This is a genomic window from Kitasatospora sp. NPDC028055, from assembly GCF_040637885.1.
GTDB lineage: Bacteria > Actinomycetota > Actinomycetes > Streptomycetales > Streptomycetaceae > Kitasatospora.
This window is the reverse complement of the sequence record NZ_JBEZXE010000048.1, coordinates 33,730-53,418: the sequence shown is the minus strand read 5'-3', so window position 1 is coordinate 53,418 and position 19,689 is coordinate 33,730. Positions and strand designations below refer to the sequence as shown.

General features: G+C 74.3%; 17 protein-coding genes and 1 riboswitch. Of the genes, 6 read left to right on the top strand and 11 right to left on the bottom strand.

Features of this window, described 5'->3' with window-relative positions:
* Positions 1–212: 212 nt before the first annotated feature.
* The 3 genes from AB0F71_RS32975 to AB0F71_RS32965 form a co-directional block, all read right to left on the bottom strand.
* A complete protein-coding gene (locus AB0F71_RS32975; RefSeq protein ID WP_360242405.1) occupies positions 213–890 on the bottom strand; it encodes a response regulator transcription factor in 678 nt (225 codons plus the stop codon).
* Positions 891–1,122: 232 nt separating this feature from the next.
* Positions 1,123–1,614, bottom strand: a complete 492-nt coding sequence (locus AB0F71_RS32970; RefSeq protein ID WP_360242402.1) for a hypothetical protein — start codon at positions 1,612–1,614, stop codon at positions 1,123–1,125.
* A gap of 115 nt (positions 1,615–1,729) precedes the next feature.
* Positions 1,730–2,914: an ATP-binding protein gene (locus AB0F71_RS32965; RefSeq protein WP_360242399.1), complete on the bottom strand. Its 1,185-nt coding sequence runs from the start codon at positions 2,912–2,914 to the stop codon at positions 1,730–1,732.
* Between the two features lie 394 nt (positions 2,915–3,308).
* On the opposite strand from AB0F71_RS32965, the gene AB0F71_RS32960 reads away from it, so the two are divergent.
* The gene (locus AB0F71_RS32960) at positions 3,309–4,109 is read left to right on the top strand and encodes a (2Fe-2S)-binding protein (RefSeq protein WP_360242396.1); all 801 of its coding nucleotides are present in this window, start codon (positions 3,309–3,311) and stop codon (positions 4,107–4,109) included.
* 100 nt (positions 4,110–4,209) lie between these two features.
* Here AB0F71_RS32960 and AB0F71_RS32955 read toward each other — a convergent pair whose 3' ends face one another.
* From AB0F71_RS32955 to AB0F71_RS32935, 5 genes are all read right to left on the bottom strand, one after another.
* Positions 4,210–5,274: a hypothetical protein gene (locus AB0F71_RS32955; RefSeq protein ID WP_360242393.1), complete on the bottom strand. Its 1,065-nt coding sequence runs from the start codon at positions 5,272–5,274 to the stop codon at positions 4,210–4,212.
* Positions 5,275–5,464: 190 nt separating this feature from the next.
* Positions 5,465–7,081, bottom strand: a complete 1,617-nt coding sequence (locus tag AB0F71_RS32950; RefSeq protein WP_360242390.1) for an alpha-amylase family glycosyl hydrolase — start codon at positions 7,079–7,081, stop codon at positions 5,465–5,467.
* A 229-nt stretch (positions 7,082–7,310) separates the two neighbouring features.
* Positions 7,311–7,961 (bottom strand): bifunctional 4-hydroxy-2-oxoglutarate aldolase/2-dehydro-3-deoxy-phosphogluconate aldolase, encoded by a 651-nt coding sequence (locus AB0F71_RS32945; protein ID WP_360242387.1) that lies wholly within the window; start codon positions 7,959–7,961, stop codon positions 7,311–7,313.
* Positions 7,958–9,610 (bottom strand): D-aminoacylase, encoded by a 1,653-nt coding sequence (locus AB0F71_RS32940; RefSeq protein ID WP_360242385.1) that lies wholly within the window; start codon positions 9,608–9,610, stop codon positions 7,958–7,960. The genes AB0F71_RS32945 and AB0F71_RS32940 overlap by 4 nt, the downstream gene beginning before the upstream one ends.
* Positions 9,610–10,965 (bottom strand): alanine racemase, encoded by a 1,356-nt coding sequence (locus tag AB0F71_RS32935; RefSeq protein WP_360242382.1) that lies wholly within the window; start codon positions 10,963–10,965, stop codon positions 9,610–9,612. The genes AB0F71_RS32940 and AB0F71_RS32935 overlap by 1 nt, the downstream gene beginning before the upstream one ends.
* Positions 10,966–11,118: 153 nt before the next feature.
* Between AB0F71_RS32935 and AB0F71_RS32930 the strand changes: the two genes are divergently transcribed.
* From AB0F71_RS32930 to AB0F71_RS32915, 4 genes are all read left to right on the top strand, one after another.
* Complete coding sequence (locus AB0F71_RS32930) at positions 11,119–12,240, top strand: sugar kinase (protein WP_360242379.1); 1,122 nt, start codon at positions 11,119–11,121, stop codon at positions 12,238–12,240.
* A gap of 37 nt (positions 12,241–12,277) precedes the next feature.
* Entirely contained in the window at positions 12,278–13,027 is a 750-nt protein-coding gene (locus AB0F71_RS32925; RefSeq protein ID WP_360242376.1) for an IclR family transcriptional regulator, read from the top strand.
* A gap of 68 nt (positions 13,028–13,095) precedes the next feature.
* The gene (locus tag AB0F71_RS32920; RefSeq protein WP_360242373.1) at positions 13,096–13,506 is read left to right on the top strand and encodes a RidA family protein; all 411 of its coding nucleotides are present in this window, start codon (positions 13,096–13,098) and stop codon (positions 13,504–13,506) included.
* A 159-nt stretch (positions 13,507–13,665) separates the two neighbouring features.
* Positions 13,666–14,391: a DUF2470 domain-containing protein gene (locus AB0F71_RS32915; RefSeq protein WP_360242370.1), complete on the top strand. Its 726-nt coding sequence runs from the start codon at positions 13,666–13,668 to the stop codon at positions 14,389–14,391.
* 256 nt (positions 14,392–14,647) lie between these two features.
* Here the strand turns inward: AB0F71_RS32915 and AB0F71_RS32910 are convergent, their stop codons facing one another.
* Positions 14,648–15,613: a LysM peptidoglycan-binding domain-containing M23 family metallopeptidase gene (locus AB0F71_RS32910; RefSeq protein WP_360242367.1), complete on the bottom strand. Its 966-nt coding sequence runs from the start codon at positions 15,611–15,613 to the stop codon at positions 14,648–14,650.
* A gap of 2 nt (positions 15,614–15,615) precedes the next feature.
* A riboswitch (cyclic di-AMP (ydaO/yuaA leader) is annotated at positions 15,616–15,798 on the bottom strand.
* A gap of 313 nt (positions 15,799–16,111) precedes the next feature.
* Here AB0F71_RS32910 and AB0F71_RS32905 point away from each other — a divergent pair.
* Positions 16,112–17,653, top strand: coding sequence for an MFS transporter (locus AB0F71_RS32905; RefSeq protein WP_360242364.1), 1,542 nt, complete (start codon positions 16,112–16,114; stop codon positions 17,651–17,653).
* 23 nt (positions 17,654–17,676) lie between these two features.
* Here the strand turns inward: AB0F71_RS32905 and purB are convergent, their stop codons facing one another.
* Both purB and AB0F71_RS32895 read right to left on the bottom strand, forming a co-directional pair.
* On the bottom strand, positions 17,677–19,107 hold the full coding sequence (gene purB, locus AB0F71_RS32900; protein WP_360242361.1) for an adenylosuccinate lyase: 1,431 nt from the start codon (positions 19,105–19,107) through the stop codon (positions 17,677–17,679).
* A gap of 72 nt (positions 19,108–19,179) precedes the next feature.
* Positions 19,180–19,635 carry a MarR family transcriptional regulator gene (locus AB0F71_RS32895; protein WP_360242359.1) on the bottom strand — a complete coding sequence of 152 codons (456 nt, stop codon included), beginning with the start codon at positions 19,633–19,635 and terminating at the stop codon, positions 19,180–19,182.
* Between the last annotated feature and the right edge of the window lie 54 nt (positions 19,636–19,689).

Genomic DNA, 19,689 nt, shown 5'->3' with positions numbered 1-19,689 from the left:
ATGGAGGTGGACCTGCGAGGTAGCTGAAGGAAGTTCGACCGCAGGAGGCAGTGGCGACAGGTCGAGACGGATCAGGGTCTGCCGCTGGTACTACCTCGGTCGACGATCGAACTACCGGCCGGAGGACGTGACGTCCGGAGGCCACCCCCACCTCGCAGGTTCCCCGCGTCCACGGAGCTTCCCCTCGCTCCGTGGACGCGTCCTGCCGTCCGCTACCGCGGCACCGGGTACCCCGCCTCCCAGGCGTGCACCGCGATCCCGACCCGGTTCGACACGCCCAGCTTGCGCTGGATGCTGGCCACGTGGGTCTTCACCGTGCCCGCGGAGATGAACAGTTGGGCCGCGATGTCGGCGTTGGTGCGGCCCGCCGCGACGTGACCGGCGATCTCCACCTCCCGCTCGGTCAACGGCACCGCCACCCCCGCCCCGGCCGGGCGCGCGGGCCGCCGCGGCGCCGTCACGTGCTGGAGCAGCCGCACCGTGACCGACGGGCTGATCAGGCTCTCCCCGTCCGCCGCCGCCCGCACCGCCTCGGCCAGCAGGGCCGGGCCGGAGCGCTTCAACAGGAAACCGGAGGCGCCGTGCCGCAGCGCCGGGTAGACGTACTCGTCCAGGTCGAAGGTGGTCAGCACCACCACCCGCACCGAGCCGGACAGCCGCCTGGTCACCTCCAGCCCGTCCAGCCGCGGCATCCGGATGTCCACCAGCGCGACGTCCGGCCGCAGTTCGGCCGCCAGCTCCAGCGCGGCGACCCCGTCGACGGCCTCGCCCACCACCTCGATGTCCGGCTGGGCGTCGAGGATCCGCCGCACACTCCGCCGGACGGCCTCCTGGTCGTCCGCGACCAACACCCGGATCACCCGCGGGTACTCACCGTTCGCACTCGTCACACCGGGCAGTCTCCCGCACCGACCTGCGCGCGGGAAAACTCACGCCGCCGGTCCGGCGCGGTTCACCTCCGCCCGGTGAAGCCGACCGCCATGAGCGCTTCCAGCGGACGTCCGCCCGTCACCCCCTCCGTCACCCGGCGCGGGCTCCTGGCTGGGGCGACCGGCCTGAGCCTCGGCGGAGCCGTCTCCCTCTCCGGCGTCGCGGCCGCCCCCGCCGGCGGGAGCCCGGGCCCTAGATCTGCGTCCACCCGCCGCGCGCGAGGAGCGCGATGGGGCCCGCCACGAGCAGGGCGGCGAAGACCGTCCCCACCGAGCCGCGGTCGCGCCGGCCGGCGAGCAGCAGCATGACGCCGGACGGGAAGGCGAAGACGAACACCGGCAGCGGGAGCAGCACGTACGGCACCGAGCAGACGGCCTCGATGCCGAACTGGAACCAGCCGACGGCGAGGCAGGCACGCCGGAAGCTCGGCTCGCGCGGTACGGCCAGGGGCAGCACGGTCATCGTGAGGAATCCGACGTACAGGCCCCAGAACCACGCACTGTCGGGCCTCGACGACAGGCCCGCGACGGCATACGGCACCCAGGCGACACCGGCCAGGGCGACGAGGATCCGCCCGCTCGGTCTGACCCGGCCGCGGACGGGGCCGGTACGCGGCTCCCCCGACCGGTCGGCGAACGCGGCCCCGACCGCGAAACCGGGCTGCGCCGGCAGTAACTTGCTCATCCCTACCCCCTGAGAACGACCCTGAGAACGGTCTCGAGAACGGTCCCGAGAACGATTTGAACGTGTTCAACATAGCGCCCCGACCGTCCCCCGGAAAGCCCGAGGGCGCCCCTCGCTACCGCCCCGGCAGGGTGCAGCACACCTGCCAGCCCGACGGGCCGAACGGGCCGGAGGTCAGGGTGCCGCCGTGGGCGGCGGCGCGGGCCGCCAGGCCGACCAGCCCGGTACCGCCCGCGCCGGGGCGGCGGCGCAGCCGGGGCCGTCGGGCGGCCGGCCCGCCGGTGTCGCCGACGGTCACCCGTACCGCCCGGCCGTCCGGCTCGGCGGCCACCCGGACCGTCACCGCGGTGGCCTGCGGGGCGTGTCGGCGGACGTTGGTCAGGGCCTCCAGGACCACGGCGTACGCGGTGGCCTCGGCCTCGGCGGCGAGCAGTCCGACGGCCTCCGGGGCGAGCTCCACGGTGGCGCGCGGGCCACCCGTCGTACCGAAGCGCTCCACCAGCTCCGGCAGGTCGGCCAGCCCGACCCGGCGGGTGGTTCCGGCCGTCGCCCGGCCTTCGCGCAGCGCACCGACCATCTCGTCCATCGAGTCGAGCGCCCGCAGCCCCGCCTCCTCCAGGCGGCGCAACAGGACGGCCGTCTCCGCCGGCTCCTGGCCCGGGAGTTGGCCGGCCTGGGCCTCCAGCACGATGCCGGTGATCTCGTGGGCGACGAAGTCGTGCAGCCCCCGGGCGACGTCCAGCCGCTGCTCGCGCCGCGCCCGCTCGAGGGCGCGCTCCCGGCGGACCTCCAGCACCCGCAGGTAGAGGCCCGCCCCGGCCACCCCGAGCACCGGCAGCAGCGAGAACAGCACGCCGCTCACCGGCCCGGCCGCGCCGCCCTGCGGCATCCGGAGCACGGAGCGCAACGGGAGCACCACGGCCGCGAGACCGACCAGCCCGCCGACCGGCCCGGCCCAGCGCTCGGGCAGCCGGCGGACGGCCCGGTACAACACGCCCAGCAGCGCGAGCCATTCGAGGGGCAGCCAGAACACGGGCAGCCGGTACGGCCCCGGGTAGCCCAGGTCCACCAGCAGCGAGACCCCGGCCGCGCCGGCCGCCGCGGCGGCGAGCGTGACCCTGCCGAGCGGCCAGGGCAGCAGCGCCACCACGGCGGCGAGCGCGGCCGTCAGGGCGAGCAGCAGGGCCGCCGCACGGTCCCCCGGGTGAGCGAGCAGGACGGGCGCGAGCAGCAGCAGGGCGGCCGCGACGGCGGGCCGATGGCGGCGCCGGGCGGGGCGGGACTGACGGTCGGTGCGCACACCGCCGAGCCTACGGGCAGCTCTCCCGGGGGAGGCCCGCTCCTCCCCGCGTAGGAGGCGACTCCCCTCCGCAGCGGGAGGTCCGGGCGGCCCGGCCGGGCCAGACTGGATGCCGTCGGACCAACCCCCGCACCGGAGGGCCGAGCATCGTGGATCTCCGAACGCCAGGGCGCGGTAGCGTTCATCCGCACGACGGGCGCAGCGGCCGCCGTGCCCGGCTGACCACCGCCCGACCGGGGCCTCCGGCGCCGACCTCCGGCCTCCGACCGGGGCGGGGCGTCACCAGCCGCCCGAACCTCGGCCCCCTGGAGGACCAGATGCACCCCGACCGCCCGATCCCGCCCGGGCCGACCGAAGCCGGCGCGGGGTTCAACGACCTTACCGGGGAGGGCCGTTGAACCCCGCGTCCGAACAGCCGCAGGCGCAACAGCCGCGGGCCGAACAGCCGTCGGCCGAACAGCCGCAGGCCGGACGACAGCAGCCCGACTACGCCCGACTCGCCGCCCTCGGACCGTACTTCGCCCTCGACACCGCCCCCGCCGGCCCCCCGCCACCCGGCTTCCGCCCGCTGCCGGAGCTGTACGGCACCGGCCCGGACGCGCCGCTCGCCGCCCGGATCCAGGTGGTGGCCCAGCGCCTGGGCACGGCCGAACTCCGGGTCGCCGCCTCGATCCTGCACCTCGGCCTGGCCGCCCGCTTCTGGTCGGTGGGCATCGGCTCGGCCGTCCTGCTGGGGACGGTCCCGACCCTGGAGCGCGCCTGGGTGCGGATCCCGGACCAGGGACCGATCGACCTCTGGACGCCGTCGGAACCGGTCCGCCCGGAGCCCGGGGAACTCGTCGATCAGCTCCACCGCTCCGTCCTGATCGGGCAGTTGGAGCCACTGGCCGCAGCAGTGCGGGCCGCCGTGCCGCTCTCGGCACGCCTGCTGCGCGGCAACGCGGCCTCCGCGCTGGCCGGGACGCTCCGGGTACTGAGCGCCCGAGAGTCACTCCCGGCACGGGAGTTGGTCACCCAGCTGCTGGACCGTCCGCCACTGGCGGGCTCCGGCACGCTGCGCACCGGCCCGCGCGGGGCCGCGTTCCGCCGGACGAGCTGCTGCCTCTACTACCGGATCGGCCCGGGCGCCGGGCTCTGCGGGGACTGCTGCTTCACCCGGCCGCCGGCCCGCCGGGAGCCGCCCGGCACCGCCTGAGGCCCGCACCCGGCTTGTCCAGAGCCGGGTACGGGCCGCTTGTTCCCCACCCGGTTCCGATGCCCTCGCACCGGGTGAAGTCCCTTCGGGCGTACGGTCCTCAGACCGCGACCGCCTCCTCCATCTCCTCCTCGGCCTCCGCCTCGGCCTCGGTCCGCGCCGCCACCGCGCGGCGCCCCCGGCCCTCGTACGCCGTCGCGGCGACCAGGGCCACCCCGCCCAGCAGCAGCCAGACCACCAGGGTCAGCACGTGCCCGCCGAGGCCGGCACCGCCGTCGAAGTACAGGATGTCGCGCGCGCCCTCCAGGTAGCCGGCCCCGGTCCAGAAGCCGTGCAGGGCCCCGAAGAACCCGTTCTGCAGTTCGGGCCGGTAGATGCCGCCGGAGGAGGTGAAGTTGAGCATCACGAACAGCACCATCAGGGTCAGCGTGGTCCACTTCTTCAGGAAGCTGTGCAGGCCGATGCCGATCAGCACGATGCCCGCGGAGTAGAGCCAGCCGAGCGCCCAGACGGCGGCGTAGTCGTGATCGACCACGTGGAAGAGCGGCCCGGCGGTGGCGATCCCGATCACGCTGACCACCAGCGAGACGACCACGCCCACCAGGGCCCGGATCCGCATCGGCAGCCCGGCGCCGGCCGCGCCGATCACCGCGACGCTGGCGTAGGAGCCGATGCTCAGCGCGACCAGCAGGAAGAACAGGCCCTGACCGGTCGGGTCGCCCTCGGCGGGGGTGGTCAGGTCGGTGACGTGCAGCGGGACGCCCTGCTTGTCCGTGACGTTGGTGAACACCGCCGTGGCGGCCACCACCGAGGTGTCGGAGTTGCCCTTGGCCACGATCAGCTCGGGGGTCCTGGCGTCCGGGACGAAGGCGCCGACCAGGTCGCGGTCGCGCAGCAGCTGCTCGGCGGCGGGGCGGTCGGCGACGGTCCGGACGTCCAGCGCGGCACCGGCCTTGCCCTGGATGGTCTGCGCCAGCCCCTTGGCCTGGGGGCCGGAGCCGACCACGGCGACCTTGAGGTGGTGGGGCTCGGGCTGGTGGAAGGCTCCCTGGTAGGCGAGGGCCATGCCGAGGCACATCAGCAGTGGGGTGAGCAGGTGGACGGCGAGGTGCTTGAGCGAGTGGCCCGGGGTGGGCGCTGCGGTGGGGGTCTGGGGTGTGCTCATGGCGTTCGTACCGTCCTCCGGCGATCTCTTCGATGACGATGGCAAATACAACCAATACCGGTGGCAAATGCAACCATCTATGGATGTAGCTTACAACTATCAGACGCGGATCGAAAGCTGCCCGGAAGCCGGGCCGCCGAAGAACGCCCCGGCGGCCCGACCCAGGCCCGGCTCAGGCCTGGCTCAGGCCCTACTCAGGCCCGACCAGACCCGGCTCACCCAGCTCGAACACCCCGTACGAGAACCCCTCGGCCCGCAGCTCGCCGTCCACGACCCGCACCCCCTGCACCTCCAGCGGCCGCACCGCACCCCCGCCCGGGAGGTCCGCCACCCGGACCGTCCCCGGTTCCCGGCGCGGGTTCACCGCCACCAGGTATCGCCCGGACCGCACGTACACCAGCGGGTACCCGGCCTGCCGCACCTCCACCCCGCCGGAGGCGCCCAGCCCCGGGTGGGCGCGGCGCAGCGCGATCAGGCGCCGGACGGTGTGCAGCAGCGAGGTCGGATCGGCGCGCTGGGAGAGCACGTCCGGGCGGTGCGGGTCCGGGTCCGGCGGCAGGTAGCACCGCTCGGGCGCGGCCGTCGAGAACCCGGCCGAGGGGCCCGGCGTCCACTGCATCGGGGTCCGCGACCCCGCCCGGTTGAAGCGCGGGCCGAGCGCGCTGCCCTCGATGTCCGGCAGTCCGGGCAGGTAGCGCATGCCGATCTCGTCGCCGTAGTACACGGCGGGCAGGGTCGGCCAGGTGAGCAGGAAGGCGAAGGCGGGGGCGAGTTGCTCCCCGGAGCGCGGGGCGGTGGCCAGCCGGGAGAAGTCGTGGTTGGCGGTGGGCAGCACGATGTGCCCGTTGCCCTCGGTGAGTTCGGCGGCGGAGCGCCAGGCGTCCAGGAAGGTCCGCGGGGTGCCGCGCCCCTCGGCCTCGAAGTAGCACGGGCCCTGCTGCCAGAACTCCTCGACCGTCCCACCGCCGTTGTTCCACAGCGAGCGCAGCGGGAGGCCGTGGTCGTCCCCGCCGAAGTGCAGGAAGAAGTCGGCGTGGAACCCGGCCGCGATGGCGGCGGCCGGTTCGCCCCACTCGGCGAACAGCGCGGCCTCGGGGTGGGTGCGGTCCAGCCAGTCGCGCAGCTCGGTCCAGAGCTTGGCGGTCTCCACCCGGCCCGGGTCGTCCTTGACCAGCGAGTACGCCATGTCCACCCGGAAGCCGGCCACGCCGAGGCCCAGCCAGTGCGCCATGATGTCGCGCAGGGCCGCCCGGTTGGCGCGCGGGCCCTCGGCGTCCACCGGCTGCCGCCACGGCTCCGACGAACTCGAGCGCGCGTAACCGAAGTTGAGGGCCGGCTGACAGTCGAAGAAGTTCGGCCGGTACCAGCCCGGCCGGCTCCCGGGCGAGGCGACGAAGCCGTCCACCGGCCGGTCGGACCAGATGTAGCGCTGGTCGGCCGGGTCCTCGGCGGAGGCCAGGAACCAGGGGTGGCGGTCGGAGGTGTGCCCGGCGACCAGGTCCAGCAGGATCCGGATGCCCTTGCCGCGCGCGGCCTCGACCAGCGCGACCAGGTCCTCGGTGCGGCCGTAACGCGGGGCCGGGGTGAGGTAGTCGGTGACGTCGTACCCGGCGTCGCGGAACGGCGAGGCGAAGCAGGGGTTGAGCCAGACGGTGTCCACGCCCAGCCAGGCGAGGTGGTCGAGGTGCTCGGTGATGCCGGCGAAGTCGCCGATGCCGTCGCCGTCGGAGTCCGCGAAGGACTGCGGGTAGATCTGGTAGAGGACGGCGTCGGCCAACCAGTCGGGGCCGGGGCGGGTCGAGGTCATGGGGCGGGTCCTCCTGTCGGGTCCGGGGGCCGCCCGGGCCGGTGGCCGAGGGGCCCGGGGTGATCCGGGTGCCATCGATTCTCGTCCGATCCCGTCCGTCCCGACAGCCCGCCGTGCACCTTCACCGAACCGCCGCCGGACCGCCGCCGGGCCGATGGCGGGCCGGGCCGGCGCGACCCCCGCTCCGATCGCGGGCCGACCCGGCGCGAACCCCGCTCCGCAGGAGCCGCTACGTTCCCGCCGCGCAGGCCCGGGTGAACGCCCGGGCCCGCCTGGTGATCTCCGCCCAGCCCCCCGCCTCCACCACCGCCGGGGGCACCACGTCCGTCCCCGCGCAGACCGCGAGCGCCCCCTGGGCCAGGAACTCGGCCGCGTTGCCCGCGTTCACCCCGCCCGAGGCCACCAACGGCACGTCGGGGTACGGGCCGCGCAGGTCCTTGAAGTAGCCGGGGCCGAACGACCGGGCCGGGAAGATCTTGACGGCGGCCGCCCCCAGGTCGACCGCCCGGGCCACCTCGGTGGGGGTCAGTGCCCCCAGCACCACCGGCACCCCGCGCGCCCGTCCGACCTCGGCGACCTCGGGCCGGCAGCCGGGGGTGACCAGGAAGGAGGCCCCGGCATCGATCCCCCGCCCGGCCTGCTCGGCGGTCAGCACCGTGCCGACGCCGACCCGCCACCCGGCCGCCGAGGCACGTTCCAGATGATCCGTCACCTTCGGTGTGGTGTAGGTGAATTCGGTGAAGTTGATGCCGCCCTCGGCGAGTGCGGCGCACAGTGCGGCGGCGTCCGGGATCCGGGGTGCGCGGACCACCGCGATCACCGGGTCGTTCCGCAGCTCGGAGAGTGCGTTCGTGCTGTGCACAGCGTTCGTGGCGTTCATCGGGCCACCGTTCCTCGATCGGCGCGGCGCAGGGCGCGCCCGGGCCGGGCGCCGGTGGTGCGACCCTGCCGGACGACGGCGGTGCCGTTGACGTACACGTACTCGATCCCCTCGGCGGGCAGCCGGGGTTGCTCGAAGGTGGCGGTGTCCCGGACCCGTTCGGGGTCCAGCAGCACCAGGTCGGCGTGGTACCCGGGGGCGATCCGGCCGCGCCGGTCCAGCCCCAGCCGGGCGGCGGGCCGGCCGGTCATCCGGGTGATCGCCTGCTCCAGGGTAAGCACGCCCAACTCCCTTCCGTAGTGGCCGAGGTAGCGCGGGAAGGTGCCCCAGGCGCGCGGGTGCGGCCGGGCCCCGACGAGCAGCCCGTCGCTGCCCACGGTGTGGGCGGGGTGGCGCATCACCGCCCGGACGTTCTCCTCGTGCCCGACGTGCTGGAGGACGGTGGTGGCCAACTCGTCGCGGCGCAGCAGGTCGAGGAAGACCTCCGTCCCCCCGACCCCCCGCTCGGCGGCCAGGTCGGCGACCGTCCGGCCGACGGTCGGCGCGAGGTCGGCCGCGCGGACGCCGGAGATCTGGACGGTCGCCCAGTCGGCGACCACGCCGTGGCAGCCGTCGCTGCCGGTCCGCTCCATCGCGTACCGGATCCGCTCGCACGCGGCCGGGTCCGCGAGCCGGGCCAGGGTGGCGCCGGGGCCGCCCTCGGTCGCCCAACTCGGCAGCAGGGCGGCCAGGGTGGTGGAACCGGGCAGGTAGGGGTAGCTGTCCAGGGTGAGGTCGACGCCGTCCGCGAGCGCCCGGTCGACCAGTTCCAGGAACTCGCCGGCCCGGCCCCGGTTGACGCCGAAGTTCATCGTGGCGTGGGTCAGGTGCAGCGCGCAGCCGGACCGCCGGGCGATCTCCACCATCTCCGCGTAGCCCGCCAAAGCGCCCTTCCCGTACGAGCGCTGGTGCGGGGCGTGGAAGCCGCCGTAGGCCGCGACCACGGTGCACAGCGCGACCAGCTCGGCGGTGTCGGCGTACATCCCGGGGGTGTAGCTGAGGCCGCTGGACATGCCGACCGCCCCGTCCAGCAGGCCCTGCGCCAACACCTGGCGCATCCGGTCGAGTTCGGCCGGGGTGGGCGGGCGGTTGTCCCAGCCCATGGCGAGCATCCGCAGCGCGCCGTGCGGGACCAGGTAGCAGGCGTTGACGGCGACCCGGGTGCGGTCGATCCGGTCCAGGTACCCGCCGACGTCGCGCCAGTCCCAGTCGAAGCCCGCCGGATCGCCGTTCCAGCCGGCCAGTTGGCGGCGCAGCGCGGGCAGGGTGGTGTCGTCCACCGGGGCGTAGGATAGGCCGTCCTGGCCGAGCACCTCGCAGGTGACGCCCTGGGTGACCTTGGCCGGGTGCTCGGGTTCGAGCAACAGGGCGAGGTCGGAGTGGGCGTGCATGTCGATGAAGCCGGGGGCGAGCACCAGGCCGTCGGCGTCCACCACGGCGCCTCCACCGGGGCCCGCACCGATCTCGGTGATCACTCCGTCGGCGATCCGCACGTCCGCCCGGTAGCGGTCGGCGCCCGTCCCGTCGACGACCGTGGCCCCCTTGAACACGGTCGCACCCTTGACGACCGTCACGCCCGCGGAGACGGTCGCTCTCTCCCCCGTCGTCATCAGAAGAACGTCCTGACCAACCCGGTGACCTTCGGCTCGGCCGCGTCCGCGGAGTCCAGCACCGGGATCGCGGTCCACTTGTCGAAGGCCGTGCACGGGTGGGAGACGCCGAGCCGCAGCACCGCGCCGATCGGTGCGAGGTCGCCCGCGTCGCGGAGGAAGGCGTGCTGGTCGTTGAGCGCGGTGATCCGGGCCGCCGTACCGGTCAACGCCACTCCGCCGCGCACCAGTTGTGGCTCGGGCAGGCCCTCGTCGAAGGGCAGGTCGCGCTTGCCCGCGTCCAGCAGCGCGAGTTGCGGCTCGGGCCGGGAGGCCACCCGGGCCCAGCCGTGCAGCGCACCGCGGAACGGGATCGGCCCGCCGCCCCGGGCGAGCGGGGAGATGCCCCGGTAGAACCCGTCGTCGTGGGCGATGTACGCGCCCGAGCGGAGCACCACCAGTGCCTCCGGCAGGGCGGCCAACTCCTCGACCACCAGGTCGAAGTAGGCGCTGCCACCGGCCGACACCACCGGTGGCGCGCCGTCCGGGTAGGCCCCGGCGAGCCGGCCGTGCAGCTCGCCGAGCGCTTTCAGGTAGCCGCGGACGGCAGCCAGTCCCTCGGCGGTGGCGTCGTGCGCGAGGGCGCCCTCATACCCGCCGACGCCGGCCAGCCGCAGGGTGGGGGCGCGCAGCACGGCGGCGGCCACCTCGACGGCGGCGTCCACGCCGCGCACGCCGGTCCGCCCGCCCGGGCCGCCGAGTTCGACCAGCACCTCGACCGGCCGCTCGGCCCCGCCGGCGCGCAGCGCCTCGTCCATCAGCCGTACGCCCTCGGTGGAGTCGGTCCAGCAGAGGAAGCCGAAGCCCGGGTCGGCGGTCAGTTCGGCGGCGAGCCAGGCGAGTCCGGCCGGGTCGAGCAGGGTGTTGGCGAGCAGGATCCGCTGGACGCCGAAGGCGCGGGCGACCCGCACCTGGGGCAGGTTGGCGAGGGTGATCCCGTGGCTGCCGGCGGCGAGTTGGGCCTGCCAGAGCGCGGGCGCCATGGTGGTCTTGCCGTGCGGGGCGAGCACGACGCCGGCCTTGGCGCACCAGTCGGCCATGGTACGGACGTTGTGGTCGAGCGCGGCTCCGTCGAGGGTGAGCAGCGGGGTGCCGAGGGAGGACAGGGTCGGTCCGGTGGCGAGCCAGTCTCGGACGGTCCGGCCCCAACTCGCCGGTGGGGCGGCCTTGAACCGCCAGTCGAGGGTCTCGTCGGCCAGCGCCGCGACCGCCCCCTCGGCGATGCCGGGCCCGTCCGCGCCGCTCGCAAAGGTGCCGCTGCTCGCGAAGGTGCCCCTGCTCGCGGAGGTGCCACTGCCCGCGAAGGTCTGCTCCACCGTCTTCCTCCATCCGCCATGTTGCAACATGTGCAACGAGGGTTGCACATGCTGGCACCACGGTTCTAGCATCGGCGCCGGATCACGGTCAACGGAGTCGAACCCCACCGTCCAAGGTCGACACACCGCCGCCGCAGACGAGGAGCCCAGCAGATGCCGCCACAGGACCACCCGGGGCCCGACTGCCCCGGCCCTCCCCCGACGGCCGTGTGCGTGGGCGAGTCGATGGCCGTGCTCCTGCCCGACCGCCCCGGCCCGCTGGAGTCCGTGGACACCTTCCGGCTGTCCGTCGGCGGCGCCGAGTCCAACGTGGCCGGGGCCCTGGCCGCGCTCGGCGTGCCGACCGCCTGGATCAGCCGGGTCGGCGACGACGGCTTCGGCCGCCGCCTGCTCGCCGAGCTCGCCGCCCGCGGCGTGGACGTCTCCGGCGTCGCCGTCGACCCGCACCGCCCGACCGGCCTCTACCTCAAGGAGGTCGGCGGCACCACCGGCCACCGGCACGACCTCGGCCCCGGCCGCAGCCGGCTGCACTACCACCGGCGCGGCTCCGCGGCCGCCGCCCTCTCCCCCGCACTGCTCACCGACCCGGCCGCCGCCGGCCTGCTGACCGGCGCCCGCCTGCTGCACCTGTCCGGCATCACCGCCGCGCTCTCCGACGACTGCCTCGCCCTGCTGCGCGCCCTGCTCGCTGACCGCCGCCCCGGGCGGCTGGTCAGCTTCGACCTCAACTGGCGCCCCGCGCTCTGGCGGGACCGCGACCCGGCCGTGCTGCCGCCGCTGCTGGACGCCGCCGACCTGCTGCTGCTCGGCGCCGACGAGGCCCAGGCCGCCTTCGGCACCGACGAGCCCGCCGCGCTGCGCCGCCGCTTCCCCTCGCCCGCCACCGTGGTGGTCAAGGACGCCGCCCGGCTGGTCACCGCCCTGGAGCGGGACGGCACCGCCGTCGCCGAACCGGCCCTGACCGTCGAGGTGGTGGAGGCGACCGGCGCGGGCGACGCCTTCGCGGCCGGCTACCTGGCCGGCACCCTCCGCGCCCTGGACCAGCGCCGCCGGCTGCGGCTGGGCCACCTGAGCGCGGCCTGCGCGCTGACCGCGCACGGCGACCAGGCCGAGCTGCCGCCCGCCCCGGTGCTGACCGCGCTGCTCGACGCCTCCCCCGCCGACTGGGCCGCCACCCGGGTCAGCGCCGAGGACATCGACTCCCCGGCCCTGCCCGCCGCCCGCCGCTGGCTTCGGAGGGCCGGGACGCGCGCCGACCGGGCCCCGGCACAATGAGCACCGACCCCCGCCACCCGACCGGAGCACGAGCCCGATGAGTCAGACCGTCACCCGCGCCCTGCGCATCCTCGCCGAACTCGGCGAGGGCGAACGCTCCCTCGACCAGTTGGCCGAGGTCCTCGGCGTGCACAAGACCACCGTGCTCCGACTGCTCCAGAGCCTGGAGGAGGAACGGTTCGTCTACCGCGACGCGGCCTACCGCTACCACCTCGGCGCCGGCCTGTTCGCCCTGTCCGGCCTCGCCCTGGAGCAGCGCGGCGTCCGCCGGATCGCCGCCCCGCACCTCGCCGAGCTGAACTCCGCCACCGGCCAGACCGTGCACCTGGCCGCCTACGAGGGCGGCGAGGTGGTCTACATCGACAAGTTCGACTCCCGGCACCCGGTCAGGATGTACTCCCGGATCGGCCTGCGCGCCGCCCTGCACAGCGCCGCCGTCTCCAAGGTCCTGCTGGCCGACCTCCCGCTGCCCGTACGCCGCCGGGTGGTGGCCGGGATCGACTTCACCCCGCACACCGAACGCACCCTCACCACGCCCGAGGCGCTGCTCGCCGAGCTGGAGAAGGTCGCCGCCCAGGGCTGGGCGCAGGACCACGCCGAGCACGAGGCCTTCATCAACTGCGTCGCCGCCCCGATCCGGGACGCCAGCGGCCGGGTGGTCGCCGCCGCCTCCATCTCCGTCCCGGACGTCGTCCTCCCGTACGAGCAGGTGCTGGACCTGCTCCCGCAGCTGCTCGCGACGGCCCGGGCCGTGTCGGCCGACTGCGGCTGCCCCGACCACAATTGACGAACCGCCCCAACCACAATTGACGAACCGTCAGCTAACCTTCACCACCGCAAGGAGCCCCGACCCCGATGTCCTCCGACAAGATCGAGATCCGCACCGACGGCGCCCCGGCCCCCGCCTGGATGTTCTCCCAGGGCGTCCGCAAGGGCCCGATCCTCCAGGTCTCCGGCCAGGGCCCGCAGGATCCGGCGACCGGCGAGTACCTCCACCACGGCGATGTGAAGGCGCAGACCCGCCGCACCCTGGAGAACGTCAAGGCCATCGTCGAGGCCGGCGGCGCCACCATCGAGGACGTGGTGATGTTCCGCGTCTACCTCACCAAGCGCGCCGACTTCCCGCTGATGAACGAGGTCTACGCCGAGTTCATCGAGGAGAACGTCAAGCCCGGCGGGGTGAAGCCGTGCCGCACCACGATCTTCGTCGAACTGCCGCAGGAGCCGATGCTGGTGGAGATCGACGCCCAGGCCGTCATCGCCTGACCCGCCACCACGACGCCCCGGGGATCCGGACGCCACCACGCGTCCGGACCCTCGCCGCATCTCCGCCCCCCTTCACACCTCCACGTCCCCACGCGCCCACTTGTCACACCTCCAGAGGGAGATTAGGTTAGGCTCACCTAACAAACAGGAGGTCCGTCCATGAGCCTCACCGCCGGCGACGCCGAGGTGCCCGAGCCCACCACCGCCGAACGGGTCCGCAGCCTGCTCAGCGCGACCTCCTCGCTCACCGTCCGCGCCCTCGGCGAGCGCCACGACCTGGACACCCCGGTCTCCGTCCACGGCTCCCGACTGCGCCTGCGCGCCCCGCTGGACGCCCCGCTCGTCGCGGCCCTCGCCAGCGCCACCGCCACCGACGGCCTGGCCGTCGTGCTCGACGTCACCGACGTCTCCCCCGTGGCGGTCCGCGACCGCATCCGCGCCCGGCTCACCCTGGCCGGCCGGCTGCACCTGGCCCACCTCGCCGACGACGGCCTCAGCGTCCACCTGCGGGTCGACGTCGCCCACGCCGTCCTCGCCACCCCGTACGGCACCGGCGCGCTCACCGCCGCCGACCTCGCCCTCGCCGCCCCGGACCCGCTGGCCCGGCACGAGGCCGCCCTGCTCACCCACCTGGCCGACGACCACGCCGACGCCCTCGACCTGCTCACCCGGCTGCTCGACCCGGCGCTGCTCACCCACGGCCCGGACGTCCGCCCGCTCGCCCTGGACCGCCACGGCCTGGTGCTGCGTCTGGACCACTCGCACGGCCACCGCGACGTCCGCCTGGTCTTCCCCGAACCCGCCCGCGACACCGAGGACTTCGGCCATCGGATGCACGACCTGCTGACCGCCGCCGAACACGACCTCCCGGCCCGCCGGAACTGACCCCCGCCCACCCCGGCCCGCCGGAACTGACCCCCGCCCACCCCAACCCGCTCCCCGAGCCGGGAAACGGCAGCGGCCGGCCCGGCCGTACGAGAGGTATCCCCGTACGGCCGGCCGGCCTTGGGCGTGTCCCGCGCCCAGGTCCACTGGTGCGGCGATCACCCGGTCGAGCGGTCACCCGACATGACCATCCCGGGCGGTCGATTCGCCCCGCATCAGCGGTGGTTCACACGTTCCTGCGGAAGGACCAGCAGGGTCAGAGCGCGACGCCGTGCGCCCGCAGGTAGGCGACCGGGTCGATGTCCGAGCCGTACTCCGGACCGGTACGGATCTCGAAGTGCAGGTGCGGGCCGGTCACGTTGCCGGTCGCACCGGAGAGGCCGAGCTGCTGGCCGACGGTGACGGTCTGACCGATGCTCACGCCGATCGAGGACAGGTGCGCGTACTGGGCGTACTTGCCGTCGGCGAGCTTGATCTCGACCTCGTTGCCGTAGGCGCCGCCGTTGCCGGCCTTCACCACGACACCGTTGGCGACGGCGCGCAGCGGGGTGCCGGTGGCGGCGACGAAGTCCTGGCCGGTGTGGTGGCCGGAGGCCCACATCGAGCCGGCCACGCCGTAGGCCTCACCCAGCACCGGGTTGGCGAGCGGGGCGACGTAGCCCGAGGTGGCGGCGACCGGGGCGGCGGTGACGGCCTGGGCCGGGGCGGCGGTCTGAACCTGGGTCTGCAGCTGGGCGCCGGGCTTGGCGGCCTCGGTCCGGACCTGCACCTGGGTGTCCGCGGCGGCGGAGGTGTCCTGGCCGGCCGGAGCGGCGGGCTTCGCCGGAGCGGCGGGCTTGGCCGGGGCAGCGGGCTTCGCGGCGTCAGCGGCGTGACCGGCGAGGGTCAGCTGCTGACCGGGGAAGATCAGGTTCGGGTTGGCACCGACCACCGAGCGGTTCTGCTCGTACAGCGCCTGCCAGCCGCCCTCGACGTGCTTGACGTCGGCGATCTTCGACAGGGAGTCACCGCTGACGACGCGGTAGCTCTGCTGGGCGGCCGGGGCGGCAGCCGGAGCGGCGGCCTCGGAGGCGGCCGGAGCGGTGGTGGCCGCCGGGGAGGTGTGCGCCTGGGCGCTGATCGCGGTCACGAGCGGCAGGACGAACGAGGCGCCGGTGACGGCGGTGGCGATGCCGATGCGGGCGGCACGGGGCAGGGCGATACGACGAGCCTGTGCAGGCATGGAATTTTCCTCTCCGACGCCTGCGAGGTGAGCTGTCGGGTTCGGGCTGGAGTTGCCCGGCCGCATGCGCGGCTTCACCCCAAGCCGGCCCTGGTGGTCCGCGCCCGAAAAGGCGCGAACTCCGGTCCGGCGACTTACCTGTGGGTCCCCCGCTCCTGCCGTACAGAGTTCGGTGCGAGCCACCGGGCAGCGGCAGGACTCGGCGTTCCACCCGGTGGATCCGTCCGGACTGGCCGGGCGGTCGCTGAACTAAAACTCATCCGTTCGGGTGAAGCAATGTCGATCTCTTGAATCGGCAACAAACTGCACCGCCGCCGTCACCCTCCGGATGATCCCCTGCACGATCAGTGCACGATCCATTCACCCGGCGCCACTGATCCACCACCCTGCGCCGCGGGCACCACCCCCGTGCGACCGTCCGTTCACGCACCGCCACCGACCGACACACCACCCGGTGACCCTTGTCACGTGCGCCCCGGCGGGCGCAGGATTCGGCCCGTGGCCACCTCTCAAGCCGGCACTCTGCGCCTGGGCACCGCGCAGGGCCGCTGGGTACTCCTCGCGACCGTGCTCGGCTCCAGCATGGCGATGCTCGACGGCACCGTCGTCAACGTCGCCCTGCCGCGGATCGGCGCCGACCTCGGCGCCTCCCTCGCCTCCCTGCAATGGACCCTGAACGCCTATCTGCTCACCCTGGCCGGTCTGATCCTGCTCGGCGGCGCCCTCGGCGACCGCTACGGACGGCGCCGGGTCTTCCTGATCGGCGTGGTCTGGTTCGCCGTCGCCTCCGCGGCCTGCGCCGCGGCCCCGACCATCCACGTGCTGATCGCCGCCCGCGCCGTCCAGGGCATCGGCGGGGCGCTGCTCACCCCGGGCTCGCTCGCCATGCTCCAGGCGGTCTTCCACCCGGACGACCGCTCGGCGGCGGTCGGCCTCTGGTCCGGCCTGGGCGGGGTGTCGGCGGCCGTCGGCCCCTTCCTCGGCGGCTGGCTGGTGGACGGCCCCGGCTGGCGCTGGATCTTCCTGCTGAACCTGCCGCTGGCCGCCGCCGTGATCGCGGTGACCTCCCGTTACGTCCCGGAGAGCCGGGACGAGTCCGCCACCGGCCGCTTCGACGTACCCGGCGCCCTGCTCGCCGCCCTCGCGCTCGGCGCCGTCACCTACGCGCTCACCGCCGCCGGGGAGGGACTGTCCCCCGCCGTCTGGGTCACCGGTGCGCTCGGGCTGCTGCTGGCCGCCGCCTTCGTGGCCGTCGAGCGGCGCGCACCCGACCCGATGCTGCCGCTCGGACTGTTCTCCTCCCGGCTGTTCACCGCCGTGAACCTGGTCACCCTCTGCGTCTACGCGGCGTTCAGCGGGGTGTTCTTCCTCCTGGTGGTGCAGTTGCAGATCGTCTCGGGCTTCTCCCCGCTGGTCTCCGGCTTCGCCCTGGTGCCGATCACGCTGCTGATGCTGACCCTGTCCGCGCGCGCCGGGCGGCTCGGCAAGCGGATCGGCCCGCGCGTCCCGCTCACCGTCGGCCCGCTGCTGTGCGCCGCCGGGGTCCTGCTGATGCTGCGCACCGGCCCCGGCTCCTCCTACTGGGCGGACGTACTGCCCGCGGTCGCGGTGATGGGCTCCGGGATGACGCTGCTGGTCGCACCACTGACCGCCACCGTGCTGGCCGCCGTCGAGGTGCGGCACGCGGGCATCGCCAGCGGCGTCAACAACGCCGCCGCCCGCGCGGCCGGCCTGCTCGCGGTGGCCGCCCTGCCGGCCCTGGCCGGACTGAGCGGCGACGCCTACCGGGTGCCGTCCGCGGTGGACTCCGCCTTCCACACCGCGATGCTGATCTGCGCGGGCCTGCTGGCCGCCGGCGGGCTGATCGCCTTCGCCACCGTCCGGGGCAACGTGCTGGCGCCGGAGGAGGAGCGCCCGGTGGCCGAGCCGAACTGCGACTGGCCCTGCGCCACCACCACCCCGCCGCTCGACCCGGGCCGCCCCCGGACGCACGAGGGCCCCGCCACCGGAACGGCGGCAGGGCCCTCGTCGGAGAACTGACGCCAGGTCAGTTCAACGGAGTGTCAGAGGATGTCACCCGGAGCGTACTTGGCCGCCTCCGGGTAGGCCGCCGCGACGGCCTCCACCTGGCGGACGACCTCGGCGACCTGCGCCCCGGCCGCACCGGTGAAGGACAGCCGGTCGGCGAGCAGCGCGTCCAGCGCGGCCCGGTCCAGCGGGATCCGCTCGTCGGCGGCGAGGCGGTCCAGCAGCTCGTTCTCCCGGGCGCCGGCGCGCATCGCCAGCGCCGAGGCGACGGCGTGCTCCTTGATGACCTCGTGGCCGGTCTCCCGGCCGACGCCCGCGCGCACCGCGCCCATCAGCACCTTGGTGGTGGCCAGGAACGGCAGGTAGCGGTCCAGCTCGGCCTCGATCACGGCCGGGAAGGCGCCGAACTCGTCCAGGACGGTGAGGAAGGTCTCCAGCAGGCCGTCGAAGGCGAAGAAGGCGTCCGGCAGCGCGACCCGGCGCACCACGGAGCAGGAGACGTCGCCCTCGTTCCACTGGTCACCGGCCAGCTCGCCGGTCATCGACGCGTAGCCGCGCAGGATGACGGCCAGGCCGTTGACGCGCTCGCAGGAGCGGGTGTTCATCTTGTGCGGCATCGCGGAGGAGCCGACCTGGCCCTCCTTGAAGCCCTCCGTGACCAGCTCGTGGCCGGCCATCAGGCGGATGGTCTTGGCCAGGCTGGACGGCGCGGCGGCCAGCTGGACGAGGGCGGTGAGCACCTCGAAGTCCAGCGAGCGCGGGTAGACCTGGCCGACGCTGGTCAGCACATGGTCGAAGCCGAGGTGGCCGGCGACCCGGCGCTCCAGCTCGGCCAGCTTCTGGGTGTCGCCGCCGAGCAGGTCCAGCATGTCCTGGGCGGTGCCGACCGGGCCCTTGATCCCGCGCAGCGGGTAGCGGGCGATCAGCTCCTCCAGGCGGCGGAAGGCGACCAGCAGCTCGTCGGTGATCGACGCGAAGCGCTTGCCCAGGGTGGTGGCCTGCGCGGCCACGTTGTGCGAGCGGCCGGCCATGACCAGCTCGGAGTGCTGGGCGGACAGCTTGGCCAGGCGCACCAGGACGGCGACCGTGCGGTCCCGGACGTGCTCCAGGGACTGGCGGATCTGGAGCTGCTCGACGTTCTCGGTCAGGTCCCGGGACGTCATGCCCTTGTGGATCTGCTCGTGGCCGGCGAGCTCGCTGAACTCCTCGATCCGGGCCTTCACGTCGTGGCGGGTGACCCGCTCACGGGCGGCGATCGAGCCGAGGTCGACCTGGTCGATCACCCGCTCGTAGTCGGCGACGGCATTCGCGGGCACCTCGACACCGAGGTCCTGCTGGGCCTTCAGGACGGCGAGCCACAGGTGGCGCTCGAGGACCACCTTGTGCTCGGGGGACCACAGCTGGGCCAGGGTCGCCGAGGCGTACCGGGAGGCCAGGACATTGGGGATCTGGGGCTTCGCGCTCACGCTTCGCAAGCCTAACAGCCGAGGTCACGCCCCCTGCAGCCGCCAACGCGCTACGCCCGTAGAGCCTTGGCGCTACTGCGGCGCAACCGTCCGGCCGGCCAGCACCGGCAGGACCTGCCGGCAGATCGAGTGCAGGGCGATCCGCTGCTCGTCGGTCATCGCCTCGAAGGCCTGGTGGGTGCGGGCCATCTCGCCGCGGATCCGGTTGAGGATCTCCCGGCCCTCGGCCGTGATCACCACGATCTTCACCCGGCGGTCACCGGCGGCCGCCTCCCGGTTGGCCAGGCCCAGCGTCTCCAGCCGGTCCACGATCCCGGTCACGTTCGACGCGTCGCAGCCCAGTCGCCCGGCCAGCGCGCGCATCGGCACCGGCTCCTGCACCGAGCCCAGCGCCTTGGCCTGGGAGGAGGACAGCCCGTGCCGGGCCGCGGCCGCCGCGAAGTCCTGGAAGTACGCGGCACCGACGGCGGCCAACGCCTCCATCAGCTCGGCGTTGGTCGGTACGGTCGTCGTCGAGATCGAACCCATGGGGCCAGCGTACGGCCGAGTGCTTCAGTAACTCAAGCTTTGACCACGGCAACC

Excerpts from the sequence above, each read along its gene's own strand:
- AB0F71_RS32970 (WP_360242402.1), bottom strand. The coding sequence starts at position 1,614 with ATGAGCAAGTTACTGCCGGCGCAGCCCGGTTTCGCGGTCGGGGCCGCG.
- AB0F71_RS32955 (WP_360242393.1), bottom strand. The coding sequence starts at position 5,274 with ATGAGCACACCCCAGACCCCCACCGCAGCGCCCACCCCGGGCCACTCG.
- AB0F71_RS32950 (WP_360242390.1), bottom strand. The coding sequence starts at position 7,081 with ATGACCTCGACCCGCCCCGGCCCCGACTGGTTGGCCGACGCCGTCCTC.
- AB0F71_RS32945 (WP_360242387.1), bottom strand. The coding sequence starts at position 7,961 with ATGAACGCCACGAACGCTGTGCACAGCACGAACGCACTCTCCGAGCTG.
- AB0F71_RS32940 (WP_360242385.1), bottom strand. The coding sequence starts at position 9,610 with ATGACGACGGGGGAGAGAGCGACCGTCTCCGCGGGCGTGACGGTCGTC.
- AB0F71_RS32930 (WP_360242379.1), top strand. The coding sequence starts at position 11,119 with ATGCCGCCACAGGACCACCCGGGGCCCGACTGCCCCGGCCCTCCCCCG.
- AB0F71_RS32925 (WP_360242376.1), top strand. The coding sequence starts at position 12,278 with ATGAGTCAGACCGTCACCCGCGCCCTGCGCATCCTCGCCGAACTCGGC.
- AB0F71_RS32920 (WP_360242373.1), top strand. The coding sequence starts at position 13,096 with ATGTCCTCCGACAAGATCGAGATCCGCACCGACGGCGCCCCGGCCCCC.
- AB0F71_RS32915 (WP_360242370.1), top strand. The coding sequence starts at position 13,666 with ATGAGCCTCACCGCCGGCGACGCCGAGGTGCCCGAGCCCACCACCGCC.
- AB0F71_RS32910 (WP_360242367.1), bottom strand. The coding sequence starts at position 15,613 with ATGCCTGCACAGGCTCGTCGTATCGCCCTGCCCCGTGCCGCCCGCATC.
- AB0F71_RS32895 (WP_360242359.1), bottom strand. The coding sequence starts at position 19,635 with ATGGGTTCGATCTCGACGACGACCGTACCGACCAACGCCGAGCTGATG.